Here is a 14,932-nt window from a genome sequence, read left to right as displayed (position 1 = left end):
GTGCAGGTCACCGCGGACTTCGCCGGTTAAATCTTTTACTGTTTGCGTGGCATCTTGTATCTCTGCCAGAATTTTCTGCGCTTTGGGTAGGAGTGTTTGGCCCGCTTGCGTTAACTGTACTTGCTTGCCAATGCGGTCGAATAAACGAGTATCTAAAAAAGCTTCCAATGTTCCAATGCGTTTACTTACGGCGGGTTGCGTGACGAATAGTTTTTCGGCGGCACGCGAGAAGGAGCCGCATTCACTTACCATAACGAACGATCTTAGGGCATCTAAGTCCACTATTCCTCCGGGGAATGATAATTATAAAAATAATGAATTGGAGTTATTGTAAGCCTTGCGGTTAAACTTTCAACAATCCTGCTAATGCGGGACTTTGTATGGTTGAAGCATGTGCCGCTAATTTAATTAGGAATAGAGCAATGGCTGGTAAAACGTTATACGACAAATTATGGGATTTACACGTTGTTTCACAGCGTGATGATGGTTCGGCATTGGTTTATATCGATCGCCATATCGTACATGAGGTGACCTCTCCGCAAGCTTTTGAGGGGTTGCGCCTCGCCAAGCGAAAGCCTTGGCGTGTTGATAGCGTGGTGGCAACACCGGATCACAATGTCCCTACCACCAGTGCTGAACGTGCCAACGGCATTGCCGGTATTGCCGACCCAACGTCTAAAATTCAAGTACAAACCTTGGACGATAATTGCGATGAGTTGGGCATTTTAGAGTTTAAAATCAACGATCAGCGCCAGGGTATTGTGCATGTGGTAGGGCCCGAAAGCGGCGCCTGTTTACCGGGTATGACGATTGTTTGTGGTGATTCTCATACATCGACCAACGGGGCTTTAGGTGCGCTTTCTATTGGTATTGGCACCAGTGAAGTTGAGCATGTATTGGCGACTCAATGCTTAGTGGCCAAAAAAATGAATAACATGCTGATTCGTGTTGATGGCGAATTAAGTGCGGGTATTACACCTAAAGATGTTGTTTTAGCCATTATCGGCAAAATTGGCACGGCAGGCGGTACCGGTTACGCGATTGAGTTTGGCGGCGATGTTTTTAAAGCGATGAGCATGGAAGGACGTTTGACGGTTTGCAATATGGCGATCGAAGCCGGCGCCCGTGCGGGCATGGTCGCTGTTGATCAAATCACTTTAGATTATGTGAAAGGTAAAACTTTTGCGCCTAAAGGTGAGGCTTGGGAGATGGCCGTTGCTGAGTGGAATAATTTGCACGCCGATAGCGATGCTGAATTTGATGAAGTCGTAGTATTAAATGGCGCCGAAATAGAGCCACAAGTCAGTTGGGGTACATCACCTGAAATGGTATTGCCGGTAAGCGGTAAAGTCCCTAATCCTGCCAATGAAGCCGATGCCGTTAAAAAAACAGGTATTGAGCGCGCGCTGGAATATATGGGTTTAAAAGCTGAGCAGGCGATTAGTGATATTCACGTCGACCGCGTCTTTATCGGCTCTTGTACTAATTCGCGCATCGAAGATATGCGCGCTGCAGCGGCTGTTGTGAGTGGTCGCCAAAAAGCGGCTTCAGTCAAAGAGGCGATTGTTGTCCCTGGTTCGGGTTTGGTTAAGCAGCAGGCTGAGGCTGAAGGCTTGGACAAAATCTTTGTCGCCGCGGGTTTTGAATGGCGCGAGCCGGGTTGCAGTATGTGTTTGGCAATGAATGCCGATCGCTTAGAAGATGGCGAACATTGCGCATCAACCTCTAATCGCAACTTTGAGGGTCGCCAAGGCTATGGTGGCAGAACACATTTGGTAAGCCCCGCTATGGCAGCCGCCGCAGGCGTTGCGGGTCATTTTGTTGATGTTCGAACAATGGAGAAAGTGTAATGAGAGCGTTTACACAGCATACCGGTTTGGTGGGCCCAATGGATCGCGCCAACGTGGATACAGACTTAATTATTCCAAAGCAATTTCTAAAGTCGATTAAGCGCAGTGGCTTTGGCCCTAATGCGTTCGATGAATTGCGTTATTTGGATGAAGGGTCACCCGAAAAATCGAATGAGGGTCGGCCATTAAATGTCGAGTTCCCCTTAAATTTTCCCCGCTATCAAGGTGCTAGCGTTTTATTAACGCGTAAAAACTTTGGTTGTGGTTCAAGCCGTGAACATGCGCCTTGGGCGTTAGATGAATACGGTTTTCGTGCGATCATAGCGCCAAGTTTTGCGGATATTTTCTTCAATAACTGCTTTAAGAATGGCATGTTGCCGATTGTGTTATCGGAAGAGTTGGTTGAGCAATTATTTCAAGAAATGTATGTAAAAGAAGGTTATAGCCTAACGGTTGATTTAGAAAAACAGGTAGTTATTAAACCGAATGGCGAAGAGCTGGCGTTTGAGGTGGATGAGTTTCGCAAGCATTGCCTATTAAATGGTTTTGATGACATTAGCTTAACGTTACAAGACGCCGATAAAATTACAACCTACGAAAACGCACGAAAAAAGACAGCCCCTTGGTTGTATAACTTCGGCTCTTAATTTATGTGGATTTTATATGCTGTGCAGGAATAACCTGTACGGCAGTCATTATTAATAGGAAAAACAATGCCCAATATTGTTGTGTTACCCGGTGATGGCATCGGTCCGGAAATCGTAACTGAAGCGATTAAAGTACTCAAAGCAGCTGATGCTAAATTTGGTTTAAATTTAAGTTACGAGCAGGGTCTTTTAGGTGGCGCAGCCATTGATGCGCACGGCGTGCCATTGGCTGATAGCACTTTGGAAAAGTGTCGCAAGGCCGATGCTATTTTAATGGGCTCGGTTGGCGGCCCTAAATGGGATGCGATTGAAGCGGCAAAACGGCCAGAAAAAGGCTTGTTAAAGTTACGCTATGAGCTGGGCTTGTACGCGAATTTACGCCCCGCTATTTTATATCCACAATTGGCGGATGCTTCATCGCTTAAACCTGAAATTGTTGCGGGTTTAGATATATTAATCGTACGTGAATTAACCGGCGGTATTTATTTTGGTGAGCCGCGCGGCATCCGTATTTTAGAAAATGGCGAAAAACAAGGTTATAACACGTATGTTTATGCCGAACATGAAATAGAGCGTATTGGTCGTACAGCCTTTGAAATGGCGCAAAAGCGTGGCAAAAAAGTATGTTCGGTCGATAAAGCTAATGTCTTAGAGGCTACGGTTTTATGGCGTGAAGTGATGGAGCGCATTGCGCCGGAATACCCCGATGTCGAGCTGACTCATATGTATGTTGATAATGCGGCCATGCAATTGGTGCGTGCACCCAAGCAATTTGATGTCGTTGTTACGGGCAACATGTTTGGCGATATTTTATCGGATACCGCAGCCATGCTCACAGGTTCTATCGGCATGCTACCTTCAGCATCTTTAAACCAGAGTGGTGCTGGCCTTTACGAGCCTGTTCACGGCAGCGCTCCAGATATTACCGGGCAGGGCATTGCTAACCCGCTGGCAACCATCCTTTCGGCTTCCATGATGTTGCGATATTCGCTTGATCACAGTGTTGCTGCCGATGCGATTGAGGCTGCCGTAGGTAAGGTTCTAGATAAAGGCTTGCGTACAGCGGATATCTATACCGAAGGCTTTGAGAGGGTAGGTTGTGAAGCCATGGGTGATGCAGTCGTTGCTGCCTTATAGTATTAAATAACGTTTTAGCTCGTACAGTTAATGCGAATTTAGAGAGATCAAAAAATGAAAGTAGGTTTTGTTGGATGGCGCGGCATGGTGGGCTCAGTATTAATGGGTCGCATGCGCGAAGAGAATGATTTTGCGAATATCGATCCGGTATTTTTCACAACATCAAACGTAGGTGGTCAAGCGCCCAATGTAGGTAAAGATGTACCTACATTACAAGATGCGAGTGATATTGATGTATTGAAAGAAATGGATGCGATAATTTCTTGCCAGGGTGGCGATTACACCAATCAAGTGTTTCAGCCATTACGCGACACCGGTTGGGGTGGCTACTGGATTGATGCCGCATCGAGCTTGCGAATGGTGGATAACTCAATCATCGTACTGGACCCTGTCAATAAGAGCAGTATTAAGAAAGGCCTCGAAGATGGCGTTAAAAATTATATTGGCGGTAACTGCACCGTTAGCTTAATGCTGATGGGTTTAGGAGGATTGTTCCAAGAAGGTTTGGTTGAGTGGGCGACCTCAATGACTTATCAGGCGGCTTCTGGGGCTGGCGCGCAAAACATGCGTGAGTTAATAAGCCAAATGGGCGCAATTAATGAAAATGTTGCCGATTTGTTAGCTGATCCGCGCAGTCCAATACTAGGCATCGACAGTGCTGTTGCCGCAACTATGCGCAGTGAAGCCTTCCCTACAGATAACTTTGGCGCGCCTTTAGCAGGCAGCCTTTTACCTTACATAGATAAAGCGTGGGATAACGGCCAAAGTAAAGAAGAGTGGAAGGGTGGTGCCGAGACGAACAAGATTCTAGCGACAGGCAGTAACCCCGTTCATATCGATGGTCTATGTGTGCGTATTGGCGCCATGCGCTGTCATAGCCAAGCGTTGACAATTAAGCTGAAAAAAGATGTCCCGATGAGCGATATCGAAAGCTTATTAAACGGCGCGAATGATTGGTCAAAAGTGATTCCTAACGAGCGTGATATAACCCTGCAAGAGCTAACACCGACAAAAGTGACAGGCACCCTGAGCGTACCAGTTGGTCGTTTGCGCAAGATGCATATGGGCCCAGAATACCTAAGTGCCTTTACTGTTGGCGACCAATTGTTGTGGGGCGCAGCTGAACCGCTTCGCCGTATGTTGAATATTTTACAAGAAGGTTAAAAATTTACTTTGCAGCTTGTACCGGCGTTATTGTCAGGTTTGTCCTAATCTGTACAATAGCGTCGTTCTATTTTGGGAGTGAAGTGAATGAATGTCACTTTTCTCCACACATTGCCTTAAAAACGACTATAACAATGGCATAAACCGAATCTAAATGACTATCTATATAGTCATCGTAGACATAAAGTTGAAAAAAGCCTGTTTATCCTGAATACTTAGGCGGTTGTCACCTTCAAGTTGACATAGCTTATTGTCATGCCGCTGGGGTTGCATTTATACATGCGTCCTCGCGTTCAGGGACAGGAACTGGTTAGCCACCGATAAAAAACAACAAGGGTTATCCTATGGGTTTACGCACACGAGCAATATTACTAGGCGTTGCTTCTTATTTGGTATCACCACTCGGCTTGGCGCTGGGTTTGGGTGAGATCAAAATGAATTCGCACTTGAATCAACCTTTAGAAGCTGAGGTTCAACTCCTGCAAACGCGTGAGTTATCCGCACAGGAGATCTTAGTTGGGCTGGGTTCTCGAGAGGATTTTGAGCGTGTGGGGGTAGACCGGCCCTTCTTTCTCAATGATTTGAAATTCACCGTTGAAATGGATGGCCCAAACGGCCCAGTTATTCGCATAAAATCGAATCGATTGGTCAAAGAGCCTTTCTTGAATTTCATTATTCAAGCGCAGTGGCCAAGCGGCAAGTTGCTGCGTGAATATACGGTTCTGCTAGACCTCCCTGTTTTCACAAAAGAGCCAGCGCGTGCTGTGCAGGCTGCTAGGGCCCAAGCGCCTGCGCGACAACCTGTTACGCGAACCCCTGCGCCTGCTCGCCAACCATCAGCGCGCCAGTCTTCGGGTTTTGATGGTGATACCTACGGCCCGGTGTCTTCAACCGACACCCTCTGGGCGATCGCCGCTAAAGCTAAGCCGGGCGATGACTTTAGTGTTCAGCAAACAATGTTGGCGATACAGCGTCTTAACCCTAAGGCCTTTATTAACAACAACATCAACTTATTGAAGCGTGGCGCAGTTTTACGTTTACCTTCGGAGTCTGATATTACCGACTTCGATCCAAGGCAAGCCAAGCGCGAAGTTGCCTCGCAAAATCGTAACGTAAAGAACGCTGCTCCAGCGGCACAAATCGATGCAAGCCGAAGCAATGTTGAGCGCGGAGCTGCCGCTGAGCAAGTTCAGGGTCGTGTGAAGTTGACTTCAGCGTCTGATATCACGGGCAGTAAGTCGGGTAGTGGTAGCGGTGATGGCGAGCAAGACAGTGATGCGCTTCGTACGCAGTTACTATCGACCCAAGAAGAGCTTACAGCGACTAAGCGCGAGAATGTTGATCTAAATGCTCGTGTGCTGGCCATGGATGAGCAAGTTAAAACCATGGAGAAGTTGTTAGATGTTGCTAGTGCTGATATGCGTAAGCTTGAGCTCGCATTACAAGCGCAGCAAGAGCAAGAAGCTTTGGCGGCTGATGTAAGCGATAGTGTCAATACTACTGATAATACTGAAGCAAGTGCTGAAGATGTCGTTATCGATAAACCCGAAGACGCTGCAGAGGCCCAGAATACAACCGAGCCTGAAGTAACACCTTCGTCGCAAGCAGCCGTTGAACCAAAGCCTGCTGAGGTTGAGCCGACCAAAGCGGTTGAAAGCCCTGTTAATAAGAAAAAGTCTTTCATGGATATCATCATGGAAAACTTAATCTTTATTGGCGGTGCCTTAGTCATATTGATTGGCGGCCTCGTTTACTTTTTATTAACACGCAATAGCGGCTTTGATGATGAAGAGGATTTTGATTACGACGACAGTGCCGAGCCTAATGATGATCCAATAGCGGCGGCTAGTGAGCAATCTGATTCACTTGATGACGTTACGGTTGCGCAATTCGATAGCAGTGACGACACCGTGCTTGAGAGTGATCTTGATAGCCCTGAGATTACGTTAGAAAGCTTAGGGTCGCAGTTGTTAGATGGCGATAGCACTTCTAGCACTTTGGATCTGGCTGATAATCATATTGCCTTAGGCGAGTACGATGAGGCTCTAGCGGCACTTGATAACGCAACAGAGGCCGATCCTTCTGATGTTCAGCTCAAGCGTTTGGAAATTTTTGCCAAGCAGGATAACTTAGAAGCCTTTGATGGACAGTTTGCGGCATTTGAAGAGGCCGCTTCGCCTGCGCAAGTTGAGCGAGCTCAAGATTTACGCGGTTTAATTAGCTCGGCTATGTTAGGCGCTGGCATTGCTGGATTGGATCAGGAATCCGAGCCAGACATTGACGAGTTGAATACAACACTTCAATTTGATGCGATTAGCGAAGCTGATATTGAAGCCGCTGCTGCAAGCACCGATGACAATACCGTACTTGATCTGGCTGGTGATAGCGATAGCACAGTATTGGATCACGGCATCGACCAGTTATCGCTCGATGATTTAGATACAAGCTTAGAGCTGGATTTAGATGATGAGGATGACGGTGATCTAGAAGCGGACCTCGAGGCATTAGCGGCAGGCTCTGCCCCATCTGAAGAAAGCTTGAGCGAAGATTTAGATTTTGACGCTTTAGCGCTTGAAAGTGACGTCGAGTTATCTCTTGATTTAAGCGATGAAGATACTGTTGAGATTGAGGCCGATTTACTTGATGGCGCTTCTCTTGGTGATGATTTAGATATCGAGCTCAGAGAGAGTAATATTGAAGAGGATGACGATGAGTTGGACTTAACCAACCTTGTTCCTCTGTCAGCTTCAAATAGTGCAGATACTTTAGGCTTGGAGTTGGATGATGATGCGCTATCACTTGATGACTTCGGCCTTGGCGACGATTTAGAGGCTGATGATTTACTGGCTGATCTTGCTTTGGAACCTGAAGTTAAGGTTGCAGAGCTTGAGCTGGATGAAGTTGATGACCTTGATGTCGATCTTGAATCTCTAGATCAAGATCTGGACCAATTGGCGTCAGATTTTGATGGTGATTTAGCTGATTTAGATGATGCTCTTGATGGCGATGACGAGCTAACCACTGTTGAGCCTGAGGCATTAACCGATGTTACTGTTGAGGTCGATGATGTTGCTGACGAGTTGGCTGCGGATGTTGAGTTGCCCGCATTCGATCCGGACTCTGACGATGATAGTGAGCCTAGTTTCCTTGGCGATAGTGATGAGGTTGCCACTAAAATTGATTTGCTACGAGTATTCGTCGATATGGGCGATACCGAGTCGGCATTAAACACACTCGAAGAAATTCGAGACGAAGGCAACGAAAGCCAAAAGCAAGAAGCTGAGTCATTGTTTTCTGAATTAGACTAAAGCTTCTTTTGAAAAGCCCTGCACTTAAGTAAGTGCGGGGCTTTTTTGCGTTATGGGCCGGGCAATAATAGATTGTCCAAATAGATGCAAAATCCTGCTTTTTTATCGTGATGCATAAATGGAGCATGCGGGGGCCTATAGGGCATAGGTCTTTTGGGTGGGGCATTGTGGCGGGAGCCTCTATTATGCGCTGAGGGCGCATGATAAGAGGAGCGGCATTGAGATATCTAACGATTGTGGTGAAGTGGAGGCAAGCATTGTTGGGCAATGTATTGTGTTTTCGACTCTTATATAGACTAGAAATGAGAATGTAATTGATGTGGCAGTATCGGCGAAATGCAGAAATTTGGGACTTGGCCTCTTGGCCCGAGGGAATGCATCGTATAGCGATGATCGTTGAGTATGTTGGTACCAGTTTTCAGGGGTTTCAGCGTCAAGTCTCGGCCAAAATTACCGTGCAAGGTGAGTTGGAAAAGGCCTTAAGTAAAATAGCCAACGAAGAAATTACTTTACAGTGCGCTGGTCGTACTGATGCTGGTGTTCATGCTACTGCGCAGGTCGTGCATTTTGACACCTTGGCAGATCGCCCGTTAAAAGCTTGGCGTGAAGGTATTAATACTAAATTGCCGGATACGATTCGGATTCATTGGGCGGGGAATGTAAGCCCTAAATTCCATGCGCGGTTTTCTGCCCGAGGGCGAACATATCGCTATGCCCTTTACTCCAGTGACGTTAGGCCAGCATTAATGCGCGAGAACGTGAGTTGGACCAAATACTCGCTCGATATGGCTAAAATGCAGCGTGGTGCGGATTACCTTGTTGGGGAGCATGACTTCACCTCGTTTAGGGCCAAGCTTTGCCAGGCTGCAACGCCTGTTCGGCATATTCGGCATATTCGCTTTGTCCAGTGCGGTGCCTATATTGTTATGGAGATCAAAGCAACGGCGTTCCTCTACAACATGGTGAGGAATATTGTGGGCTCTTTAATTGATGTGGGGCGTGGCGCAAAGCCGCCAGAATGGATTGGTGAGGCGCTGGCGGCTAAGTCACGTGCTGCAGCAGGAGCCACCGGATTACCGACAGGGTTATACTTTGTTGGAGTGGAATATCCAGATTTCCCTGAACTACCTACACAGCCTAGCGGGCCAGATTTTATCGCGCCGTGGTTTGATGGTGAAGTGTAGGGGTGTTTTTTTGGGGGGAAGCTAAGCTGGGCTTGAATTAGGCCCAGCTTAGGTGTGAATAACTTAATAATAAACAGAAACAAAGAATCGAACGACGTTGGCTTTTAGCTCGTACATTGGCTCTTCACCGGCTCGAAACTCGGGTGTATCGCCCATGCTCAGTGAGGCATCACGAAAGTTTTTATAGTCGAACTGCATGTGATCCACCTGCAGGCTAATCGTTGTACGATCGATAAAGCTTAGCCATTTTTTGGGGACTTCGTAATATACGGCAACACCAAAAGTCATCGAGTCGAACTCACTCATTTCTTTATCGCGAGCTAAAAATCCACGTTCAGAATCATTGTACGAGAATATGTCTGAGTAGAAATCAGCTTGGGTTTGGCTGTAAGTGCGCACATTCGCTTGAAATATCCAGTCATTTTCGTAAGCGTGGAGGTAGCGTAGCTCGGCGTTACTCGCCTTAATGCCCCAGTTGTCTGAAAACGTACGTACTTCCCCGCGGATGGATGCGCGATAGGGTAAGCGATAAATGCTGCGAATAGCGGCTGCATCACTATTACGTGTTGCGGGGTAGCTTTCGGGTTTCCAAGTGTCATTGCTGCCATCGCTATCGAAGTGGCGTATTGAGCGGTAGGGGTTATTGAGAAAGCCTGTGTCAGACACGGATTCAAGGCTTATGCCCATCATCCATTTGGGTGACAATATTTGGTTAAGGCTAACGCGGTATCTTTTATGCGTAGCATCCTCTTCGAATTCAAGGTCGCCTGTTTTACCTACAATATCTTCACCTTGCGAAAAGCCAAGTGAAACGGTTGTCATGTCGCCAAAAAACTCTTGGCTCAGATCGAAGCTAACAGTGCTTGCCTCGTAATCATTTTCGCTAGACTGTGTTGTGCTTACAGAAATAGTTGATTTGTCGTAGAGGTATTCTGCCCCCACGCTGTACTCGGTGCGTTCTTCTTCGTATTCACTGGCGCTGGATGTAATGACATCAATCGAGGCGCTGGTGATTTGGTCAACGTAGTAGTTGCCGTACACCGAGACTTTCTCTTTTATATTCTTTCGAACAAGTACGGAAGGCCCTGTAATGGCAATGCCACCGCCATCGTAACTGTGGAACATTACGTCTGCACGCTCTTCGGGTAATGTCGCAGCTGATGCTACTTGTATTAAGAAATTACCGGATAATGTTAAAGCGCAAAGCAGTAGTCGAGTTATTCTTGAGTGGTTAATTACACCCACATCCGCCCCCTGAGCTCCCTTCGGCGCCTCTTGCGGCTTCGCGCGCTTCATAAACGTGGTTCATGTAGCGGGTTGAAACTGGGTCTTTCTCAAACGACATTATAGTGTCGGCAAGATAACCTCTTTGATATGGCTTTACCCATGGCTGCACGCTAGTGCAGCCAGAAAGGGCGAAGAGCAATCCAAGCAAAACGACGGATTTAGGCATTATGAATAGTGATCGTTGATTTATTTAAGAAGTTTTTTAATTTGCGCGATGTAGTCAGCTTCTTCGCCAGGCTTGTAGCCTTTGTGAAGGAAAGCCAAGTTACCATCTCTATCGACGAAGTAAGATGAAGGCATGGCTTCAACGCCAAATTCTTCAGTCGCGGTATTGGCGCTGTCGTCTAAGATTGGGAAAGTAACGGTTGTTTCGCTTAAAAATTTATCGCGATCTTCAGCTTCAGCGTCTACGTTTACGCCGAGCAAAACAAAGCCTGCGTCCTTATAGTCGTTGTACATTTTCTCTAAAAGTGGCATTTCTTGACGACAGGGGCCGCACCATGAAGCCCAAAAGTTAACCATTACCACTTTGCCTTTAAGGTCGGCAAGGCGCACATTTTTACCTTCTGTTGATTTCAGTGTGATGTCCGGCGCTGGGCCAGATAGCTCGCCGGCATTTACAGTCACTGCTAAAAGTGTCGCAGCGATAGTCATTATTAAGTGTTTCATGGTAATACCTCCGGTGGGGTTTTAAGCTCGTTTCATTAACAGCACGTTATTATCATTAGAAAAATAGTGTTAACCCAATATGGGTTTCTATGTTCTGAATTTCTTTATCTGGACCAAAAAGCGAGTGAGTCATTAGGTGATTACGAACATCCCAGTGTATGGCAATCCAATCCGTTGCAAATACCCTTAATCCACCGCCAAAATTGTATGTGAAGAAGTCCTCGTCCGCAAACAGCGTATTGCCGGCGCCGAACGTTAAGTAAAAGTTACTGTTGAGCGCTAACTTGCCGAGGTAGACTTCACCGGGAAACAAGTTGTAGCCCAAGTTTAAATTATAGTAGCTAAGGTTTCTCTGGTCGTCGTTTATGATCAGATAGGTGCCTGGTAGTTCTTCATAGCTACTCGCCTGTAGCTTAGATAGCCCGTAGTTGGCCTCAACAAACCAATCTTCGGTTACGTGAAAGGCGAGTCGCAGGCCATAAACGTCATTACTGCCAAAGTCTTCAAAGCTCATGACGCCGGCGTAGAAACCAAACTCAAAATTTTCTGAATCAATAATTGATTCGTCCACGTCACGTCGCTCGATATCGGGCTGAATAACGTCCCCTAGCAACTTTTCCTGTTCAGTGTTTTGAGCTAATACAGCAGAGCTCAAAGTCGGCCCGCTGACTAGGGCGACTAAAATAATACGCCGAATCCAGCTTTCCATTCTTCTACCTCCTCGTTGACGTTGCGTGTGGTCATTATCGTGTGATTGTCATATTCCACCCGCAGCACCAAGCGGCTGGAGGCGTAAAATACAAAGCCTCCGCCCACCGTTAAGATAGGGTCTTCTCTATCTGGTTGAAGGATTGTGCTGGGGTTGATCTGAATAAACCCTGAACCGACTCGAAAGAAGGGTGATATCCGCCAAAACGGTAAGGGTTGATACGTTAAATTGAGAGCGGCTAATTTCAGGTTGGAGGATTCCCCAAAGGCTTGGGTGTACTTGATTTCGGCCCGAAGATTAGACGTGAAGCTATAGGCAAGAAAAGGGCTGTAAGCAATGATGCCATCTAATGTACCGACTGTTAGGCCAGCTTCAAAAGAGTTCTTGGTGTGTTCTTTCCAGCTGCCGTAGTTGAAGTCAACCATTACTCGATTTTCATCAAGGGTGCCATTCATATTCTTGCGTGCAACCCAGCCATTTTTGCCGTCGATTGTTTCAATGTTAAACCAGTCGTTGCGACGCTTAATGATCAGGAATTTTTCATTTTGCTCTACCACGTGGAATATGGGATAGCCACGGCCTGCAAAAGTATGGACGTCAATATAGGGCGCGGTAACCGTATGGATGAGCGCACTGTTCTCTTTCCAGTGCTCGGGCAGGGGCGTAGCCGCCATAGACTGTGCGGTTAGGCAGAGTAGCAGCGAAAGGCCTGCGCCCAATGTGCGTATTAAGTAGGTCATTGAATCATTTAAATACTTAGTCGTTTAAAGGTGCCACAAAGGGGTCATTGTAGTATTGGCCACCCAAGTCAAGCCACTCCGCAATTAGGCGTCGTTCGCTTGGCGACAATATCCCTGTATGAATTGGATCGTTTCCTTCGAAAAGAGTGAAAAATGCTTGTGAACTGAAGGCGCTACCTTCGGTTGCTGGAGCTGTTTCTCTTTCGCAAGTTCTATAAAATGTTTGTAGTCTCGAGCCGTCGTCATCTAATACAAGTAAGTTTGTATCTGGGTCACGTGTATCGCCGAATTCCGAATCATACTGAGGTAGGATATCACCATCGACAATCTGTAGCTGTATTCTGTCTTGCAATAATTGCCTATAGGATGCAAAAAAATTCTCGCTACGGTTTTGATCGCAGTCTTCATCGGCTGTTAATAAGTCATCGTCAGCGTCGGGAGGCACGCTGATCATAGGCATTTCCCTCGTCAAATACAAACTAGCGGCTGGCACTAATGGCATGCCATCTAGACTTTGGTTCTCATCACTATGGCAGCTTGTGCAAGTTTTGTTAGTGATGTTATCACTACCGTCAGGGTTGGGTTGGGGGTTACAAGTACGTCGATCTCGTTCCCACAATGGTTGAATATGAGCCTCATAATTAATCGTAATACGGCAGTCGCTGCCCCAGGTGGATTGAGCAAACGGCGAAGGATTGGCTGAGCTTTGACAGGTGCTTGGTTTCGTCCATGTAACAGGCTCAGCTGGTGTTGAGCACGTATTGTTAATTGGCGGTAAGGTGTCAGTGTCGTCAGGCGCGATGCTGGCATAAGCTAAGCTGATATCCGCCTCGGTATTGTTACTATTCTGCGTCCATATGTCGCGGTAGAGCATATCGATTGTTGGCGTTCTTGCTTCAAGTTCGTCTGCGAAATGTTCACCCATGCTTTGTCCAGTTTGCGGCGACGACACGGGTATGTTGTTTTGATCGATGAGTTCCATGCCAATGAAGGGCGCGCCAAGATAGGCTGTTCGCTCTTGTGCATCTCTTCGGCCGTGGGGTTGAGTGCTGCCGGCTTCGTGGCAGCCAACACACTCAAAGTGTTCGCCAGGCTGCAAACTTAACCAGTTTTCATGTAGGCCTCCCGGTAATCGCTTGCCGGTTGCATCCACTAGGTTAAGTGAGATCGCCATGTTTGCCGGAATTTTGAATTTGGCTGAGCCATCGGGTTCGATCGGAACATAACCTAATATATCGCGCATAAAGTCATTACCGTTGTCACCAAAAGCGATATTTCGATCAAAATCGAGAGCCTCTTCATCTGGAATTGGTACGGCTTTCACGATGCGAATGAAGCGTTCTGGGCGTTCGCTGCGCGCTGCCAAATGGGGAATTGGCGCAACATTGAGACTAATGTTGCCATCGATATCGTAAATGTTGCGGATATGAATCAGCCCAACACCTTCTGCAGCTAAGGTGCTATCCAAGTTGGAGATAATGTTGTCAGAGCGTGGCTGCGTGGATAGCACGATGGCTTCAGTGTAAACCTCGTTGTCCTTGGCAGGCTTCAGCGGTTGCTGTGTTCCCTCTGTTAAATTAAATATCCACAAGCCAAAAGACGGCGCTGCGGGTTGGATATTGGCTTTTGCTAAAAAAGTGTCTGTGCAGGGGTATGTCGTATTTTCGCTGGTGGCATTAATTAAACAGGGGCTCCAGCTAACCAGTAAACGGTTGGTGCCGTCATTGAGGGGGTAGGCTGAATTGTAAAACCCGCCTAGTGAATAAACCTCTGGATTGTCTTCGGTAATATTGATCGGAATGAGCGAGAGCGGTTTTTGTGGGCTGCCGCTACCGGGGTCTTGAGGGTTCGGCTGGTTTAGGTCAGTAAAGCCGTTGGTGTTAATGACGACTATATCGCCACCCCAGTGCCGGCTTTCTCTATTGCGAAAGTTGATAAGTAGCTCGCCATCATTAATTTCACGTGCGTTCCAGAAGTTGGCATCGCTCCCGTTAGGGCCTGTAGTCTGGCTGTTATAGCCATACAGTTTTTGAATATCCGAACCGTCGGGCTTTGCGCTGTAAAAACTAACTTGATTGTGCCCCGGCATGTTATCCCAGCGTAAAAAGGCAATGCGGCCATTCGAGAGAAGAGTGGGCTGCAAGTCGTGGCTGGGGTTAAACGTAAGTTGTTCGATCTCATCTGTGCGCGGGTCAAAAGAATGTAGGTTGAATGCATGTGATTCGGCACTTTCATAA

At 47.0% G+C, this 14,932-nt stretch carries 13 protein-coding genes; 6 read left to right on the top strand and 7 right to left on the bottom strand.

Going from position 1 to position 14,932, the window contains the following annotated elements; genetic code table 11:
• On the bottom strand, positions 1–282 hold a 282-nt coding region (locus AC3A8L_RS08080; protein ID WP_487961727.1), incomplete at its 3' end, for a LysR family transcriptional regulator.
• Between the two features lie 140 nt (positions 283–422).
• Here AC3A8L_RS08080 and leuC point away from each other — a divergent pair.
• The 6 genes from leuC to truA all read left to right on the top strand — a co-directional run bounded on the left by leuC (position 423) and on the right by truA (position 9,290).
• Entirely contained in the window at positions 423–1,850 is a 1,428-nt protein-coding gene (leuC, locus tag AC3A8L_RS08075) for a 3-isopropylmalate dehydratase large subunit (protein ID WP_487961726.1), read from the top strand.
• The gene (leuD, locus tag AC3A8L_RS08070; RefSeq protein WP_487961725.1) at positions 1,850–2,497 is read left to right on the top strand and encodes a 3-isopropylmalate dehydratase small subunit; all 648 of its coding nucleotides are present in this window, start codon (positions 1,850–1,852) and stop codon (positions 2,495–2,497) included. Before leuC ends, leuD begins: the two co-directional genes overlap by 1 nt.
• Before the next feature lie 66 nt (positions 2,498–2,563).
• Positions 2,564–3,634: a 3-isopropylmalate dehydrogenase gene (gene leuB, locus AC3A8L_RS08065; RefSeq protein WP_487961724.1), complete on the top strand. Its 1,071-nt coding sequence runs from the start codon at positions 2,564–2,566 to the stop codon at positions 3,632–3,634.
• Positions 3,635–3,688: 54 nt separating this feature from the next.
• Entirely contained in the window at positions 3,689–4,798 is a 1,110-nt protein-coding gene (gene asd / locus AC3A8L_RS08060) for an aspartate-semialdehyde dehydrogenase (protein WP_487961723.1), read from the top strand.
• 344 nt (positions 4,799–5,142) lie between these two features.
• The gene (locus tag AC3A8L_RS08055) at positions 5,143–8,106 is read left to right on the top strand and encodes a FimV/HubP family polar landmark protein (RefSeq protein ID WP_487961722.1); all 2,964 of its coding nucleotides are present in this window, start codon (positions 5,143–5,145) and stop codon (positions 8,104–8,106) included.
• Between the two features lie 317 nt (positions 8,107–8,423).
• Positions 8,424–9,290, top strand: coding sequence for a tRNA pseudouridine(38-40) synthase TruA (truA, locus tag AC3A8L_RS08050; RefSeq protein WP_487961721.1), 867 nt, complete (start codon positions 8,424–8,426; stop codon positions 9,288–9,290).
• A gap of 63 nt (positions 9,291–9,353) precedes the next feature.
• Here truA and AC3A8L_RS08045 read toward each other — a convergent pair whose 3' ends face one another.
• From AC3A8L_RS08045 to AC3A8L_RS08020, 6 genes are all read right to left on the bottom strand, one after another.
• Entirely contained in the window at positions 9,354–10,586 is a 1,233-nt protein-coding gene (locus AC3A8L_RS08045; RefSeq protein WP_487961720.1) for a DUF3570 domain-containing protein, read from the bottom strand.
• On the bottom strand, positions 10,522–10,743 hold the full coding sequence (locus AC3A8L_RS08040; RefSeq protein ID WP_487961719.1) for a DUF4266 domain-containing protein: 222 nt from the start codon (positions 10,741–10,743) through the stop codon (positions 10,522–10,524). Before AC3A8L_RS08040 ends, AC3A8L_RS08045 begins: the two co-directional genes overlap by 65 nt.
• 20 nt (positions 10,744–10,763) lie before the next feature.
• The gene (locus AC3A8L_RS08035) at positions 10,764–11,246 is read right to left on the bottom strand and encodes a TlpA disulfide reductase family protein (RefSeq protein WP_487961718.1); all 483 of its coding nucleotides are present in this window, start codon (positions 11,244–11,246) and stop codon (positions 10,764–10,766) included.
• 55 nt (positions 11,247–11,301) lie between these two features.
• Positions 11,302–11,955, bottom strand: coding sequence for an outer membrane beta-barrel domain-containing protein (locus AC3A8L_RS08030; protein WP_487961717.1), 654 nt, complete (start codon positions 11,953–11,955; stop codon positions 11,302–11,304).
• Entirely contained in the window at positions 11,925–12,695 is a 771-nt protein-coding gene (locus AC3A8L_RS08025) for an SH3 domain-containing protein (RefSeq protein ID WP_487961716.1), read from the bottom strand. The genes AC3A8L_RS08030 and AC3A8L_RS08025 overlap by 31 nt, the downstream gene beginning before the upstream one ends.
• 16 nt (positions 12,696–12,711) lie before the next feature.
• The coding region (locus tag AC3A8L_RS08020; protein WP_487961715.1) for an HzsA-related protein at positions 12,712–14,932 on the bottom strand (2,221 nt) is incomplete at its 5' end.

The sequence above is a fragment of the Marinagarivorans sp. genome, from assembly GCF_982758155.1.
Note: the sequence above shows the minus strand (reverse complement) of the source record. Positions and strands in the feature narration are given on the sequence as shown.